The 14,589-nt window shown below is 67.7% G+C and carries 16 protein-coding genes; 7 read left to right on the top strand and 9 right to left on the bottom strand.

The window, feature by feature from the left end; all coding sequences use genetic code 11:
* Nucleotides 1-30 precede the first annotated feature (30 nt).
* Nucleotides 31-504 carry a hypothetical protein gene (locus DMB37_RS38840; protein WP_135236987.1) on the top strand — a complete coding sequence of 158 codons (474 nt, stop codon included), beginning with the start codon at nt 31-33 and terminating at the stop codon, nt 502-504.
* On the opposite strand, the gene DMB37_RS40880 is transcribed toward DMB37_RS38840, so the two are convergent.
* From DMB37_RS40880 to DMB37_RS38825, 4 genes are all read right to left on the bottom strand, one after another.
* Nucleotides 498-659 carry a hypothetical protein gene (locus DMB37_RS40880; protein WP_159080367.1) on the bottom strand — a complete coding sequence of 54 codons (162 nt, stop codon included), beginning with the start codon at nt 657-659 and terminating at the stop codon, nt 498-500. The genes DMB37_RS38840 and DMB37_RS40880 overlap by 7 nt on opposite strands.
* A 116-nt stretch (nt 660-775) precedes the next feature.
* Nucleotides 776-1,540, bottom strand: coding sequence for an alpha/beta fold hydrolase (locus DMB37_RS38835; RefSeq protein ID WP_135236986.1), 765 nt, complete (start codon nt 1,538-1,540; stop codon nt 776-778).
* A gap of 71 nt (nt 1,541-1,611) precedes the next feature.
* Nucleotides 1,612-2,121 carry a hypothetical protein gene (locus DMB37_RS38830; RefSeq protein ID WP_135236985.1) on the bottom strand — a complete coding sequence of 170 codons (510 nt, stop codon included), beginning with the start codon at nt 2,119-2,121 and terminating at the stop codon, nt 1,612-1,614.
* On the bottom strand, nt 2,118-2,486 hold the full coding sequence (locus DMB37_RS38825; protein ID WP_135236984.1) for a hypothetical protein: 369 nt from the start codon (nt 2,484-2,486) through the stop codon (nt 2,118-2,120). Before DMB37_RS38825 ends, DMB37_RS38830 begins: the two co-directional genes overlap by 4 nt.
* 21 nt (nt 2,487-2,507) lie before the next feature.
* Here DMB37_RS38825 and DMB37_RS38820 point away from each other — a divergent pair, with 21 nt between their 5' ends.
* Entirely contained in the window at nt 2,508-3,122 is a 615-nt protein-coding gene (locus DMB37_RS38820; RefSeq protein ID WP_135236983.1) for a TetR/AcrR family transcriptional regulator, read from the top strand.
* Between the two features lie 80 nt (nt 3,123-3,202).
* Here DMB37_RS38820 and DMB37_RS38815 read toward each other — a convergent pair whose 3' ends face one another.
* Nucleotides 3,203-3,859, bottom strand: a complete 657-nt coding sequence (locus DMB37_RS38815) for an HAD family phosphatase (protein ID WP_135236982.1) — start codon at nt 3,857-3,859, stop codon at nt 3,203-3,205.
* Nucleotides 3,860-4,059: 200 nt separating this feature from the next.
* Between DMB37_RS38815 and DMB37_RS38810 the strand changes: the two genes are divergently transcribed.
* Nucleotides 4,060-4,734, top strand: coding sequence for a PaaI family thioesterase (locus DMB37_RS38810; RefSeq protein ID WP_135236981.1), 675 nt, complete (start codon nt 4,060-4,062; stop codon nt 4,732-4,734).
* A gap of 185 nt (nt 4,735-4,919) precedes the next feature.
* Here DMB37_RS38810 and DMB37_RS38805 read toward each other — a convergent pair whose 3' ends face one another.
* From DMB37_RS38805 to DMB37_RS38795, 3 genes are read right to left on the bottom strand one after another with little or no spacing between them, the layout of a single operon-like run.
* Nucleotides 4,920-6,083, bottom strand: a complete 1,164-nt coding sequence (locus DMB37_RS38805) for a sulfotransferase (RefSeq protein WP_370465439.1) — start codon at nt 6,081-6,083, stop codon at nt 4,920-4,922.
* A 40-nt stretch (nt 6,084-6,123) separates the two neighbouring features.
* On the bottom strand, nt 6,124-6,900 hold the full coding sequence (locus tag DMB37_RS38800; RefSeq protein WP_135236979.1) for an SDR family oxidoreductase: 777 nt from the start codon (nt 6,898-6,900) through the stop codon (nt 6,124-6,126).
* Nucleotides 6,900-8,063, bottom strand: a complete 1,164-nt coding sequence (locus DMB37_RS38795) for a hypothetical protein (protein ID WP_135236978.1) — start codon at nt 8,061-8,063, stop codon at nt 6,900-6,902. Before DMB37_RS38795 ends, DMB37_RS38800 begins: the two co-directional genes overlap by 1 nt.
* A gap of 95 nt (nt 8,064-8,158) precedes the next feature.
* Here DMB37_RS38795 and DMB37_RS38790 point away from each other — a divergent pair, with 95 nt between their 5' ends.
* Genes DMB37_RS38790 through cysC form a run of 3 tightly spaced genes read left to right on the top strand, consistent with a single transcriptional unit; the run spans nt 8,159 to nt 11,855 of the window.
* Entirely contained in the window at nt 8,159-9,091 is a 933-nt protein-coding gene (locus tag DMB37_RS38790; RefSeq protein ID WP_135236977.1) for a helix-turn-helix domain-containing protein, read from the top strand.
* Nucleotides 9,088-10,020: a sulfate adenylyltransferase subunit CysD gene (gene cysD / locus DMB37_RS38785; protein ID WP_135236976.1), complete on the top strand. Its 933-nt coding sequence runs from the start codon at nt 9,088-9,090 to the stop codon at nt 10,018-10,020. Before DMB37_RS38790 ends, cysD begins: the two co-directional genes overlap by 4 nt.
* Nucleotides 10,020-11,855: an adenylyl-sulfate kinase gene (gene cysC, locus DMB37_RS38780; RefSeq protein WP_135236975.1), complete on the top strand. Its 1,836-nt coding sequence runs from the start codon at nt 10,020-10,022 to the stop codon at nt 11,853-11,855. The genes cysD and cysC overlap by 1 nt, the downstream gene beginning before the upstream one ends.
* A gap of 128 nt (nt 11,856-11,983) precedes the next feature.
* Here the strand turns inward: cysC and DMB37_RS38775 are convergent, their stop codons facing one another.
* A complete protein-coding gene (locus tag DMB37_RS38775) occupies nt 11,984-12,889 on the bottom strand; it encodes a PHB depolymerase family esterase (protein ID WP_135236974.1) in 906 nt (301 codons plus the stop codon).
* 510 nt (nt 12,890-13,399) lie between these two features.
* Between DMB37_RS38775 and DMB37_RS38770 the strand changes: the two genes are divergently transcribed.
* Nucleotides 13,400-14,521, top strand: a complete 1,122-nt coding sequence (locus DMB37_RS38770) for a CaiB/BaiF CoA-transferase family protein (protein ID WP_135236973.1) — start codon at nt 13,400-13,402, stop codon at nt 14,519-14,521.
* Nucleotides 14,522-14,589: the final 68 nt, after the last annotated feature.

Below are 14,589 nucleotides of genomic sequence, written 5' to 3'. Positions count from 1 at the left end.
ACCGCTTACCTCCGAAAGGAATCCGGCCGCGTGCGACAGTTCTATCGAGCAGTGCTCCTGGACGACGACTACCGGCTGATCGGATATGTGGAGCCAGGTGCGCGGCTGGTGGAACACGCCTGGATCGGCAATCACAGCGTGCAGGGCATCGAACGGCTGCTGTCCGTGCCCGCCCGGGTGGTGTGGGCTCGGCGGCAGCTGGGCGCGGAAAATCTGTATGCGGCCGCGGCATCCGTCGCGGCGCTGCGGCCGCCGGAGCACGGCTGCACCGGGCGATACCTCCTCAACCACGATCAGCTCGGATACGTGGACAAGGCGGCCGCGGTGGAGCAGGCCGGGCGGCGGCGCACCCATCCGCTGCCGATTCTCACCGCCGCGGGTGGCGCCGAGCCGCACGCATTGGCAGGCACGTGGGCGCGCGACCGGATTTCGGTCAGCGACACCGTGCCGGACGGGTTCGAGTTGTGGAAGTTCGATGTAGCCGAACTTCACCAGTTTCAGTAAATAGTGGGCAACCCGCCGACGACACGCGGCATCTCGACGGTGTCGTCGATATATTCGGCGCGCACGTCGGCCAACCGGTCCAGGAACGCTTCCGCAGAGCCGAACTTCGCCGCGACCTGCGCCAACAGTTGCTCGGCTGGTTTCATGAAGTCCATGCGTTCAGCATGACTGGTCGGATGCCCAGCAGCGATACTGTTAGCACATAGTTTGCCCAAATATCTTGCGCCGCCGGGATCCTGCTACCGGATAGAAACGTTCGGGACACTCCCCCTCAGGCGCGGCGGATCGGCTGCCAGGTTCGGGCCGCGTCGGTCGTGAGGAAACTGCCGACGACGCGGTAGACCTCGGCGGGCTTCTCCACCACCAGCAGATGCGAGGTGCCCGGGATGATGGCGAGCTCGGAATCGGGGATGGCCCGATAGAGGGCGATCGTGTGCTCCAGGCTCATCGCGTCGTCGTCGGCGGCGATGACGAGGGTGCGGCTGGCGATGCCCGCGAGCTCCTCGACCGTCAGTGTGGGCTCGGCGCGCGCCATCGACAGCAGTTTCTCGGCGACCACGCGGAAGTGCTCCTCGCCGTCGGGCGACACCTCGCCGTACCGAGCGGCCAAGCGCCGCATCGGCTCTTCGTGCGCGAAACCGTCGAGCACGCCGGGCAGCAGGCCGTCGTGGTGGAAGTTGCCGCTGATCGAGACGAGCTTGCGGACCAGATCCGGCCTGCGGAGCGCGACCAGCAAGGCGACGACCGCGCCGTCGCTGTAGCCGACCAGATGCGCGGCGCCGCCGACGACCGTGTCGAGGAACGCGATGGTGTCCTGCGCCATCAGGTCGTAGGAGATCGGTCCCGCGACGTCGGGGGTGCGGCCGTGTCCGCGGCGATCCATCCGGTAGACGCGGAAGTGCTCGGCCAGTCCGGCGACGGCGGGTTCGAACGAGCGGGAGTCCACGAAACCGCCGTGCAGCAACAACACCGGCTCGCCGTCGCCGGTCTCGTCGTACCAGGTGCGGACGGCACCGAGCTGAACATCTTTTGCCATGGGCAGATCATCCTCGAACGTCGGCAGACCGCATGCACCAGACCCGGCGCACTGTGCAGCGCGACACAGTCCTATTGCAGTTCGACCCGCGGCTCGGCGCGGTCCTCGGCTTCGGCCAGCTCTTTCAGTGTCAACAGCTGTTTGCGCATCATGATGACGTCGCCGAAGGCCAACAGTCGTCCGATAATTCGCGGACCGCCCATGCGCACCCGGACCACCAGGCGAGTGCCGTCACCCTCGGGACGGACCGCGTAGGTGACGGCGATTTTCCCGGTGACCAGGGTGATGTGCTGGCTCAGCGCGAAGGAGACCAGGTCGAACTGGCCCATGAAGCGTTGTCCCACTTCGAGTTCCGCGAGCTGCGGATCGCGATTCCGTGGGCTGGGGCGGCCCCAGCGGTCGAGCAGGTCGTAACTGTATGGCGCGACCCGTAATTGGCAGAGCCAGGCATAGACCAGGCCGTGGGGTGCGTCGATGCTGATGGCTCGATCAGCTTGCACCCCGGTGGGTTGCAGGGCGTCGCACGGGAGTGGGTGTCCGCGCTCGGCGTCGGTGGCGCCCCAGACCAGTCCGGGGATCATGCGGCGGCCGCGATCTGGCGCAGCAGCCGGCGGACCACGATCTTGTGCCCGCCGCTGCCGACGACGAGCGCGCGGTAGATCTTGCCGTGCAGCCCAGGGAAATTGCCCCACGACTTCGCGCGGACACGGGTCTGGCTCGCCCCTTCGTCCTCCAGCTCGAAGACCAGGGCGTACTCCGAAAACCAGTGCCGCCCTTTCATCGCCAGCCGGGCGGGGACTTCCGCGGCCTCGAGTTCGAAGCCGCTCGGTACGGTGGACGGATCCGCCGGGTCCTTGCAGACGACTTTCAGCAGTGCCTGCCAGGCCCGGTCGCGATTCGCGTCGACGGATCTGGCATGCTCATCAATATAGGACAAACGCTCCATATAGAAGGAACGTACTAGTATATGGCACCTCCCCGCAAGCACGACACCGACGTGATCCTCGACGCCGCACGCACCCTGGTGCTCGCCGAGGGACCCCGCGCCGCCAGTGTCGCGGCGATCGCCGAGGCCAGTGGCGCGCCGGTCGGCACGCTGTACCACCGCTTCGGCAACCGCAACGGTGTGCTGACCGCCGCCTGGCTGCGCGCCCTCGAACGTTTCCAGAGCGGCGTACTCACCGCCGCCGAGCACCCCGACGCGATCGAAGCGGGCGTCGCGATGGTCCGCGCCGCCCTCACCTTCGGACGCGAACTACCCGACGACGCAAGGCTTCTCCTGAACCTGCGCCCCAGCGACCTCCTCGACGGCGGCCCCGACGACGACTTCCGCGCCCGCCTGACCACCATGAACGCCCCCCTCTTCGACCACCTCCGCCGCATCGCCACCGCCCGCTTCGGCCGTGCAGGCGACCGCGAAATCGACGCGATCAGCCGAGCCGTCGTAGACCTCCCCTACGCCGCCCTACGCCGCCACGCCCACGCCCCGACCCTCCCCGCCTGGCTGGACACCGACCTCCCCACCGCGGCCCGCACCCTGCTCGCCTCCTACCACCCGGACGAGTCGCCGACCGCGACCTGACGACAGCGCCACCCACGATTCGACGCCACCATGTCCCGCTCCACCCGACCACCCGCAAACGGGAAGCCGCGTCCCTGCGGTCAGGCCGGTTCGGTGACCAGGGTAGGGGTTAGTTCGTCCAGGTCCGTGATGACGTGAGTGGCGAGGGCCAGGGCGTCGGGGGCCGGTGGATATTCGGGGCGGGGGGCGGCGATGACGCGCATGCCCGCGGCGTGCGCGGAACGCATGCCGTTGCTCGAATCCTCTACTGCGGCACAGTCGGTGGGGCGTTGGCGGAGGAACGCGGCGACGGCGACGTAGACGTCGGGGGCGGGTTTGCCGCGGTCGACCTCTTCGGTCGAGAAGGTGACGGTGAAGAATTCGATCAGGCCGGTGCGTCCGAGCACGACGTCGATCAGCGTTCGCGGGGAGGAGCTGGCCACGCCGAGCGGCCACTTCTCGCTCATGCGTTGCACGGCGTCGATCGCGCCGGGTAGCAGCGGGACCTTGCGGTCGTATTGCGCGGCCATCCGCTCGATCACCTCGCGAGCCACCGTCTCCGGCGGTGCGTCGACGCCCAGATCGGTGCTGAGGTATTCCGACCATTCGCGGGTGCTCATGCCCATCAGCCGTTGCTGAGTATCGGGCAGCCACTGCCCGCCCCGCTCCGCGACATAGTCCCGGCGCACCCGCTCCCACACCGGCTCGGAGTCGATCAGTACGCCGTCCATATCGAAGACAACTGCCGTAATACCCATCTAATCAATGCCTTTCGCCAGCGGACTCGTCCTTGCGCCGAGCGGCCGAGCTGCGCCACCCACCTGCTGATTCTCGTCGCGTCACGCGATCGGTGATCGCGAACCAGCCTAGGCCACATCGCTCGTTTCGGGCCCGATCCGCCGATCCACCGGACGACCGTGCCGAGAGCATTCGGTGGGCAACCGATAACGTGTTCCGCATGAACGAACAGCAGGCCGGTGACTCGCTACCGAACGCGGAGCACCATGAGGGCGCGTTCCGGCCGATGACCGAGCTGATGAACGCGCACGACGACGGCACCATCGACATCACCAGGGGCGGGCCGCACTACGGGGAGTTCGTCGAGCAGGTGCGCGGACTGATGGATCGCGCGCGGCTCGCCTGCCCGTCGGACGAGCAGGCCCTGGAAACGATCGGCATTCTCAAGCAGCTGAACGACAAGCTGGACGCCGCGATCGTCGACGAATGGTCCACGCCGACCTGGACCCGCCACGATCTGCCCGCCCGCGGCAACATCACCCTGCCGCCGTTCGTCGTCGATCACGCCGACCGCGAGGGCGTCGACGCGCGCATCACCTTCCGCAACTTCCATCTCGGTGGCAACAATGCCGCACATGGCGGCCAGATCGCGATCGGCTTCGACGATCTGCTCGGCTTGGCCGCGGCCGTGCACGCCGGCGCGGTGACCAGGACCGCCTCGCTCACCGTCGACTACCGCTCCGTCACTCCGCTGAATACGGAACTGAAGGTCCGCGCTTGGGCCGAGCGCCAAGAGGGCCGCAAGGTCTATGTCCGCGCCACCCTGCACGACGGGGACCGCCTCTGCGCCGAAGCGCACGGCTTGTTCATCGTCCTCAAGCCCGGCCAGCCGTAACGCCGAGTGGCTGCGGCGTGCACCCTCGGAATTGCGCACGCTGCATCCATGCACGAGATGCTCTGATACCCAAGCTATTCCGAATTCGGGCCCGTGGGGCGACAGCAGCCGCCCACGGGCCCGAAAACTGCGCACCATGCAAGCATGCACGAAACGCCTTGCCTGACTTGTTCTCCGGATGACGCTCAGCGCCCCGGGAAGTGTGCCTCCCGATACGCCGCGAACCGTTCGTCGACTTCCTCGGCGGTGAGGCCGAAGTCGGCGAGGGTGTATCGGTGCGCGGGACGGGCGGCCCCGGAGGTGCTTTCGGCGTGCAGCGCCGCCATCGCCGCGGTCGCCTCCTCGGTCAGTGGCAGATCGAAGTGCCGGTAGATCGAGGCGACGGTGCCGATCGGGTCGGCGACGAAGTCGTCGTAGTCGACGTCCCAGAACTGAGCGGCATTGTGCTGCTTGCGGTCTGCCAGGAAACGATCGGCACCGCGGGCCCAGAGGTCGAGCTGGCTGGCGCCGACCACCGAGCCGCGGAACTTGTCGGACCAGCCCGCCGACGCCTGCTCGTTGAGACTGCACACCGAGGCGATGATGGTCCGCGGATCGCGATGCATCTGGATGACGAGCGCGTCCGGATACACCTCGAAAATGGCATCGAGTGCGAACAAGTGGCTGGGGTTCTTCAGCACCCAGCGCCGCCCGGCGTCCGGCAGGCCGATCAACTGCAGGTTGCGCCGATGCCTGCGGTAGGCCGGAGTCCAGTCCTGTTCGCGCAGCCACTCGGAGTAGCTGGGCAGGTAGCCCAGGCACTCGTAGGACACCGACATGGCCGACTGCCGCAGCAGCTGCCAGCACTCCTCCACCTGGTCGGCGGAGATGTGGTGCACGCCCATGAATTCCGGATGCTCCACGTGGTGCTGCTCGAACGCGGCTTCGATCCGCTGGTACACCGGATTGCTCGCCCACGTCTCGCGCGGCGGGCGCGGCTGCGGCATCTCGGTGAGCCACATCTCCAGGCCCTGGTGCGCCGGGTCCGCGTTGAGCAGCCGGTGCACCGCCGTCGTGCCCGACCGCGGCAGCCCGGTCACGAAGATCGGCCGCTCGATCGCCACCTCGGCGTGCTCCGGAAAGCGTTGCCACGCGGCCTCGCTGAGCAGCCGGGCGATCAGCGCCCCGCGCAGGAAAGCCCGATTCACCTTGTTGCCGAACGGCGTCAGCTCCGCATCCTTGGCATAGGACTCGAGCAGTACCTCGAGCCCGGTGCGGTAGTCGTCGGCCCCGAAATCGTCCAGCCCGACGACCTTGGTCGCCGATGCGTGCAGATCATCGATGGTCCCGACATCGTCCCTACCGATCAACGTCATCTCCTCAATAGTGGTGCGAGCCGGCCGCACCCGGTCAGTGGTGGTATTCGCCGCCGTTGACATCCAGACAGGCCCCGGTGATCGCGCGCGCCATCGGCGAGGCGAAGAACACCACGGCGTCGGCGATCTCGTCGGGTTCGGGCAGCTTGCGCAGGTCGATGGTCTTCGCCGTCTCGGCGTAGACCGCCTCGGCGGTGATGCCGCGCTGCTCGGCGAGGTAGTTGAAGTACCACTTCAGGTTGTCGGCCCAGATGTAGCCGGGGGCAATGGTGTTCACCCGGATGCCGCGCGGCCCGAGCTCGGTGGCCAGGCTCTGCGCCAGCGCGAGCAGGCTGGCCTTGGCCATCTTGTAGGGGCCGAAGGTTCGCCGGGAGTGCCGCAGCACCGCCGAGTTGATCATCACCACCGAGCCGTTGGTTTCGGCCAGCGCGGGGATGAACAGCCGCGTCAACCGCAGCGCCGCAAGCACATTGGTCTCGAAGCCGGCCCGCACCTGATCCAGGTCCACGTCGGCGAGGTCAACGATCGGCGGAATCGCGAAGGCGTTGTTCACCAGCGTGTCCACCCGGCCGAACGCATTGTGCGCGGCCGCCACCAGATTCGCCGCGGCCGCTTCATCGTTGATGTCGGTCGGCACCACGACCGCGCGCCTGCCGAGCTCGGTGATTTCCTTGGCCACCTCGGTGAGCCGCGACTCGGTTCGCGACGCGAGCACCACATCGGCGCCCGCCCTCGCACTCTGCACCGCGATGGCGCGACCGAGCCCGGGACCTACCCCGGAGACCACAACAACCTTGTCCTGCAACAACATCAGCCGAGCATCCTCTCCGCGACGGCGGCCTGCCGTACCGCGATTCGTGCGCGCCATTGGTCCGGCGTGACGCGCGCCTGGTCGTAGAACGGCAGGCGCTGCGCCAGTTCGTCGACCGTCACCACCTCGACGGTCGGCCCGTCCTCGGGCTTCATCTCGCGCGCCAGCCGCTGCCAGCGGAACTGGAGATAGCCGCGGTCGTGCCCGGTGCGTTCGATCCAGTTCGCCAGCCCCGGATCTCGCTCGCTGACCACCAGCCGGATCATCCCGTCGGGGTCCACGTGCGCCTGGTCCGCGGTGAGGCTGGTCTGGTGGTTGATGTAGTCCAGCGACAGGTACCACATGCTGCCGAGCTGGAAACCCTGATACGGGGCATCGGATTTCGGCACCGTGATGATCATCGCCTGGTCGTCGGTGAGCTCGTAGTGACCGGCCGAGGAGAACTGCGTGGTAAGACCGCCCGGCGTGGACCGGGGTTCGGTCATCGCATTCACCGGCAGGTTCAGGTAGAACCACTCCGGGAAGGCCAGGAAGGTTTTGATCCGGGAGATCAGCATCTTGCCCGCGACGCCGTAGCGCTTGGTCAGCTGGTCTTTCGTCAGCGGCGGCGGTGCGTCACCGATGCCGTCGACCCGCGCGATCCGGATCGTACCCGGCTTCTCGACGGCCCAGTCGCTGTAGACCTCCCGGACCACCAGCATCGCGGAGTCGGCGGCGAGGTGCACATAGCCCGGCCGGGCCTCGCCGGGGCCGAGTCGGAGTTCGTAGGAGCCGTCCGGCCCGACTTCCAGGGCACGGTCGTCGAAGGCGGTGAGGCTGTCCGGCACGTCCACCGGCGAGTAGTTCCCGTTCAGCACCTGGAAGCTCAAATCCCTGGTGGTGCCGCGCTTTCCGATGACCACATACTCCGCGTCCGGGCGCAGATACGAGTGGTAGTAGAGCGTGTCCGGGTTGTCCAGGCCCATCTTCGTGTACGGCCCGGTGGACTGGACGAAGAACGGGAAGTCTCGCTCATAGGCCCACGCCATCTGTAAGGCGGCGCGAATGCTGCCCGCCAGATAGTCGTAGCCCTCGACGAGGTCCTGCTCGGTGCGGATGTGCGCGGCTCCGGTGATGATCTGCTCGGCGGCGGCGATGGCATCCGCGAACGGCTGTGTCAGCAAAGGGTCTCCAGTGGATCGGCAGCGGTGTTCCAAATATGTACCGCTCTGGTACATTCCGTGTGAGGCAAGATTAGAACGTGTTCTAGGAGTGGTCAATGGTCGGCCGTAGATCCGCACCCACGGTGCGGGTGGTGCAGGTACTGGATTTCCTCGTCGAGCAGCGCGGCAAGCGGTTCGGCCTGTCCGAGCTGGCGCGGGCGCTCGACCTGGCGAAACCGACCTGCCTCGGCATCCTCACCGAGCTCACCGCGGGCGGCTACCTGGTGCGCGACGCCGACACGCTGACCTACGGCCTCGGACCCGCGCTCATCGCCGCGGGCCGGGTCGCCCAGGACAGCTTCGCCATCTCCGCCCTCGCCCGCACCGAGTTGGAGCGACTGACCGCGCGATACCGCACCACCTGCACCGCATCCGCCGTGGTCGGCGAGCAGATCATGGTCCTGGAGAGCACCGGACCGGGGATGGTCAAGGTCGGCGCGGCCTACCACTTCGCGCCGCCGGTCGGCCTGATGTACGTGCTGTGGGACACCGACGCGGCGTTCGACGCCTGGCTGGCCAAGCCCTCTACGGTGCCGTTGCAGCAGGACGAGGCGCGGCTGCGGCAGGTGGTCGCCGAATGCCGCGAGCGCGGCTATCTGGTGGAGAGCCTCACCGCGGCGGGCCGCAGGCTGTACTCCATGCTGGCCGGCTTCGCCGCCCACGATCTCCCCGATGAGCTGCGTGAACTGGTCGGTGAGCTGGTCACCAGCCTCGGCGAGCGGGTGTACCTCGGCACCGATCTGCGGCCGCGCAAGGAGCACCCGGTCAGCCTGCTCGCCGCGCCGACCTACGGCGGGGACGGCAGGCAGAACATGGTGCTGACCATGTATGTCGGCGCGTCCATCACCGGCGCCGAAATCGACCGGCGCGGAACGGCTCTGGTTGCCGCGGCGGACGCCGTGACCGCCGCGTCGGGCGGGCGCAAACCTGCCCTCAGCCCCGCCGAGCTGTTGCCAACAACCGAAACGTGTTCTAGTTTTGCGGTGTGAGCCAGTACGCGAAGTCGACGGCGAGCACCTACGAGCTGCCCCATCTGGACGTGCTCGAGGCCGAGTCGGCACATATATTCCGTGAAGTAGCGGCAACTTTCGAACGTCCGGTGTTGCTGTTCTCCGGCGGCAAGGACTCGGTGGTGATGCTGCACCTGGCGGCCAAGGCCTTCTGGCCCGCGCCGCTGCCGTTCCCGGTACTGCACATCGATACCGGACACAACTTCGACGAGGTGATCGCCTTCCGCGACGAGACGGTCGCGCGGTTCGGGCTGCGGCTGGTGGTCGGCAGCGTGCAGGACGACATCGACGCGGGCCGCGCGGTCGAGGAGACCGGACCGCGCGCCTCCCGTAACCGATTGCAGACCACCACACTGCTGCGGTCGATCCAGGAGGGCGGATTCGACGCGGTCTTCGGTGGCGCGCGCCGCGACGAGGAGAAGGCCCGCGCCAAGGAGCGGGTATTCAGCTTCCGCGACGAGTACGGCCAGTGGGACCCGCGCAGCCAGCGACCGGAACTGTGGAACCTCTACAACGGCAAACACCGTGCTGGCGAACATATTCGGGTGTTCCCGCTGTCCAACTGGACCGAGCTCGACATCTGGACCTACATCGCCGCCGAGGGCATCGACCTGCCGCCGCTCTATTACGCACACCGCCGCCCGGTGGTGCAGCGCGACGGAATGCTGTTGGCGCACACCCGCTTCCTGCAACTCCTCGACGGCGAGCAGCCGCACGAGACCACGGTGCGCTTCCGCACGGTCGGCGACGCCACCTGCACCGGCTGCGTGGAATCCACCGCCGCCACCCCCGCCGAGGTGGTCACCGAGGTGGCCGCGGCCCGGGTCACCGAGCGTGGCGCCACCCGCGCCGACGATCGAATCTCCGAGGCGGGCATGGAAGATCGCAAACGAGAGGGCTACTTCTGATGACCGCAACACTGCTGCGCCTCGCCACCGCGGGCAGCGTCGACGACGGCAAATCCACCCTCATCGGCCGGCTGCTCTTCGATTCCAAGACGATCTTCACCGACCAGCTCGCCGCCGTGGAGCGGACCAGCCGTGACCGCGGCGACGACTATCCGAACCTGGCCCTGCTCACCGACGGACTGCGCGCCGAACGCGAACAGGGCATCACCATCGACGTCGCCCACCGCTATTTCGCCACGCCCCGGCGCAAATTCATCATCGCCGATACCCCCGGCCACATCCAGTACACCAGGAACATGGTGACCGGCGCGTCCACCGCCGACCTCGCACTGATCCTGGTCGACGCCCGCAAGGGCGTGGTGGAGCAGACCCGCAGGCATGCGTTCCTGGCCAGCCTGCTCGGCATCCCGCACTTGGTGCTGTGTGTCAACAAGATGGACCTGGTGGACTGGTCGCAGGCCCGGTTCGAGGAGATCCGCACCGAATTCGCCCAGTTCGCCTCGAAACTCGACATCTTCGACCTGACCTTCGTGCCGATGTCGGCGCTGGACGGCGAGAACATCGTGCATCGCGGCGCGAGTATGCCGTGGTACGAGGGCACTCCCCTGCTGCACCACCTCGAAGAGGTGCACATCGCCTCCGACCGCAACCTCATCGACGCGCGCTTCCCGGTGCAGTACGTAACCCGCAGTCACGCACAGGATTTCCGTGGGTATGCGGGCACGGTGGCCGGTGGCGTGTTCAAGCCCGGGGACGAGGTCGCGGTGCTGCCTTCGGGTTTCACCACCACCGTCGAGGCCATCTGGGGTCCCGGTGGCAAGCCCGTCACGGAAGCCTTTCCGCCACAGGCGGTGACCATGCAGCTCGCCGACCACCTCGACGTGTCCCGCGGCGACATGATCTGCCGGCCGAACAACCGCCCCACCGCCGGACGCGATCTCGACGCGATGGTCTGCTGGTTCGCCGACGAGTCGCAGCTGACCCCCGGCGCGACCTACACCATCCGGCACACCACGCGCACCGCCACCGTCGAGGTGCGCACGCTGGACTACCGGCTCGACGTCAATACGCTGCACCGGGACGAGCAGGCGGAGTCGTTGTCGCTCAACGAGATAGGCCGCGTCCAGCTACGGACTCGGCAGCCGCTGCTGTTCGATCCGTACCGGCGCAATCGGTTCACCGGCAGCTTCATCCTGGTCGACGACACCACCAACAACACCGTCGGCGCGGGCATGATCACCGGCCCGAGCCTGCCGTCCTCGCGGGTGGTCTGGCACTCCACCGCGGTCGGCCGAGACGAGCGGGCGACCCGTGGCCTCACCGTGTGGCTGACCGGCCTGTCCGGTTCGGGAAAGTCCACGGTGGCAGTGGAACTCGAACGCCGACTGGTCGCGGCGGGTCGCCCCGCCTTCCTGCTCGACGGCGACAACCTGCGGCACGGACTGAATGCCGACCTCGGCTTCAGCGCCGCCGACCGGGTGGAGAACGTCCGCCGGGTCGGTGAGGTGGCCCGGCTCTTCGCCGAAGCCGGTGTGGTCGCGGTGGTTTCGCTGATCAGCCCGTACCGCGTCGACCGGGACCGTGTCCGTGCGACACATCTCGCGGCAGGCATTCCGTTCGTGGAGGTCTTTGTCGATACGCCCTTGGAGATCTGCGAAGCCCGGGATCCGAAGGGCATGTACGCCAAGGCGCGCGCGGGCGAGATCCGCGGCTTCACCGGCATCGACGACCCGTATGAGTCGCCCACCGAGGCCGAACTCGTGCTGCGTCCCGACGACGGCGATCCGGCGGCGATGGCGGCCACCATCCTCGCCCGGCTGTCGGGGCTCGACTGAAGAACACCCGGCAACGAGGAGGGGGCAGGCAGCGGATCGCTGCCTGCCCCCTCCTCGTTCGTGCTTCAGCTCAGCGAGCTTGGTGAGGATGACACACCAGCTGGTGGCGACCGAGGGCTGATCAGCGGTCATTTCGGGTGAGCCGCGAAGAACTCCCACAGCAGATCGGTCGCGTTCACCCCGGCGTCCGGCTCGGACAGTGTGCCCTGCGCCGCGCCCGGCCACCCGTGACCCATCTCGGGAATCCGGTAGACCTGGACCTCGCTGCCGTCGCCGCACCTGGCTGTCGTGCGGGTGATCCGCTTGGTCAAGGCTGCGGCCGGTTCCGCGGGCGCGCACGAAAGCCGCTGCTGCCACTGCGTGATTCCGGCTTCGAACTGGTCGTTGTAGCGGTCCCGGCCGCCGAGGAAGGTGATCACCGAAACCGGCACGGCCGGCTTGTATGCCGCTTCCTCGGTCTTCGCGCCGATGAAGCCGCCGCTGACCGGAGCGATGGCGGCGAAGGTACCGGGTAGTTCCACCGCGAGCTTGTAGGACATGTCGCCACCATTGGACATGCCGGTGGCGTAGACGCGCTTCGGATCGGCCTTCCACTCGGCGACCATCGCGGCGACAACCGTCCGGATGAAACCAACGTCGTCTTCCGTACCGCAGCAGATCAGGGCGTTGTACGCGCGGGAATACCCCTCTGGGTAGACGACGAGGAAGTTCTCCTTGTCCGCCTTGGCATTCAAGCCGGAGGTGGTGGCGATCTGGGCCGCAGCACTCGGGTAGGAGTGCATGGCAACTACCAGCGGCAGGGCGGCACTGTCCTGATAACGCGGCGGCGTATGCACCACGTAAGACCGCTGCTTACCACCGAATTCGAGGCGGATGGTTCGATCCTGATCGGTACTGCCAGTGGTGCTGAGTGGTGTCGACGGTGGCGGCTGAGCAGTCGGGGTGTCCTCCGGCGCGGACGAGTCCGTGCACGCCGAGATACTGAGCAGACAAACAACACTGGCGATGGCGGCGAAGCCACGAAGCCGACCCATCGAATCACTATGACACCGACGGCCGTTCCGCGAGGCGACTCGCCGTCGGGTTCCGGCACGTATTCTCGCGTACAGGGCGTCGGACGTTCGGAGACAGCAGGTTTCGGCGTCGTCGAGGCCGTGTGTCACCCCCGCAGGTGCGGGTGCGCGCGACGAAGATCTCGATAACCAGATCGGTGGTGGCGGATTCGCCGGCGTCCTCGGGGATGCCGGGGGCGATCCGCTCGGCGAGTGCTTTGCGGGCGGGGAGGTCGGCGCGGTCATGCTCTCCGTCGCGCTGCTGCGGATCTCGACCTACCTCGACATGGGTGACCTGTCGGCCGTCGCCCGTCTGGAGTTATTGCTCGGCGGGTGGCGTAGGCGGCACATGAGCGCTACGGTCACCCCCTTCCGAGCGCGACGGTCATTGGCGCTACCCCGGAGCAGGCCTAGCCTCGGGAACACCGATCCGGACGGGCGGGGTTCGGCCGTGGCCGCGTGCCCTCGTCGAGGACGACAGAGAGCGGAGACATGGGACCCCTGCACGGAGTGAAAGTCATCGAGATCGCCAGTCTCGCGCCAGGCCCGTTCGGCGCGATGATCCTGGCCGATCTCGGCGCGGAGGTGCTGCGCGTGGACCGTGGCGGCGCGCCCGGCGAGGGCATCGTCTCGCCGGAGGGTCCGTTGGATCGCGGAAAGCACAGCATCACACTGGATCTCAAGCAACCCGCGGATCGCGAGACGCTGCTCGGGCTCGCCGACCATGCCGATGTGCTCATCGAGGGGTTCCGTCCCGGTGTCGCCGAACGCCTCGGCTTCGGCCCCGCCGAGCTCGCCGCGCGCAACCCGCGCCTGATCTACGGCCGGATGACCGGCTGGGGCCAGGACGGCCCGCTGGCCCGCACCGCCGGGCACGACATCGATTACATCGCGATCTCCGGCGCGCTCGGGTTGGTCGGCCGCGCCGGGGAGCCGCCGGTACCGCCGGCCAATATGCTCGGCGACTATGCGGGCGGTGGCCTGCTGCTCGCGCTCGGTGTGCTCGGCGCGCTGTACGAACGGGAACGGTCCGGCAAGGGGCAGGTGATCGACGCGGCCATGGTCGACGGGTCCGCCCTGTTCACCGCGTCCATGCACGGGCTGCACCACCTCGGCCTGTGGAACTTCCCGCGTGGCGAGAACATGCTCGACGGCGGCGCCCCGTTCTACGACACCTACGAGTGCGCCGACGGTGGGTACCTCGCGGTCGGCTGCGTGGAGATCCCGTTCTACAACCAGATGCTCGCCATCCTCGGCATCGACGACCCCGAGCTGCCGTTCCAGCTCGACAAGAACGGCTGGCCGCAGCTCAAGGAGGTGCTCGGCGCGAAGTTCAAGGAGCGCACCCGGGACGAATGGGCCGAGATCTTCGCGGGTTCGGACGCCTGCGTCGCGCCGGTGCTGAGCCCGTGGGAGGCGCATGAGCATCCGCACAACAAGGCCCGCAACGCCTTCATCGAGGTCGACGGCGTGCTCCAGCCCGCACCGGCGCCGCGGTTCGACCGTACCCCCGTCGACGTCCCCGCGCCGCTCAGCTCGGACCCGGAGCAGGTGCGAAAGCTGCTGTCCGGCTGGGGTGTTCACGCCGACCATATCCAACGGGTGACCAGCTGATCCGAGTTCGACTCGAAGGCCGCTCCCGTCCGCTACCTTCGATCCATGGCCGACCCACTGCATCCGCG

This window comes from Nocardia sp. CS682 (genome assembly GCF_004634405.1).
Taxonomy (GTDB): Bacteria; Actinomycetota; Actinomycetes; order Mycobacteriales; family Mycobacteriaceae; genus Nocardia; species Nocardia ninae.
The sequence above is the reverse complement of the archived record's forward strand: the minus strand, read 5'-3'. Positions and strand labels throughout refer to the sequence as shown.

What these genes read in the sequence shown, in the direction of transcription:
- DMB37_RS40880 (WP_159080367.1), bottom strand. Translation starts at nt 659, where the DNA reads ATGGACTTCATGAAACCAGCCGAGCAACTGTTGGCGCAGGTCGCGGCG.
- DMB37_RS38835 (WP_135236986.1), bottom strand. Translation starts at nt 1,540, where the DNA reads ATGGCAAAAGATGTTCAGCTCGGTGCCGTCCGCACCTGGTACGACGAG.
- DMB37_RS38830 (WP_135236985.1), bottom strand. Translation starts at nt 2,121, where the DNA reads ATGATCCCCGGACTGGTCTGGGGCGCCACCGACGCCGAGCGCGGACAC.
- DMB37_RS38825 (WP_135236984.1), bottom strand. Translation starts at nt 2,486, where the DNA reads ATGGAGCGTTTGTCCTATATTGATGAGCATGCCAGATCCGTCGACGCG.
- DMB37_RS38820 (WP_135236983.1), top strand. Translation starts at nt 2,508, where the DNA reads ATGGCACCTCCCCGCAAGCACGACACCGACGTGATCCTCGACGCCGCA.
- DMB37_RS38815 (WP_135236982.1), bottom strand. Translation starts at nt 3,859, where the DNA reads ATGGGTATTACGGCAGTTGTCTTCGATATGGACGGCGTACTGATCGAC.
- DMB37_RS38810 (WP_135236981.1), top strand. Translation starts at nt 4,060, where the DNA reads ATGAACGAACAGCAGGCCGGTGACTCGCTACCGAACGCGGAGCACCAT.
- DMB37_RS38800 (WP_135236979.1), bottom strand. Translation starts at nt 6,900, where the DNA reads ATGTTGTTGCAGGACAAGGTTGTTGTGGTCTCCGGGGTAGGTCCCGGG.
- DMB37_RS38790 (WP_135236977.1), top strand. Translation starts at nt 8,159, where the DNA reads ATGGTCGGCCGTAGATCCGCACCCACGGTGCGGGTGGTGCAGGTACTG.
- cysC (WP_135236975.1), top strand. Translation starts at nt 10,020, where the DNA reads ATGACCGCAACACTGCTGCGCCTCGCCACCGCGGGCAGCGTCGACGAC.
- DMB37_RS38775 (WP_135236974.1), bottom strand. Translation starts at nt 12,889, where the DNA reads ATGGGTCGGCTTCGTGGCTTCGCCGCCATCGCCAGTGTTGTTTGTCTG.
- DMB37_RS38770 (WP_135236973.1), top strand. Translation starts at nt 13,400, where the DNA reads ATGGGACCCCTGCACGGAGTGAAAGTCATCGAGATCGCCAGTCTCGCG.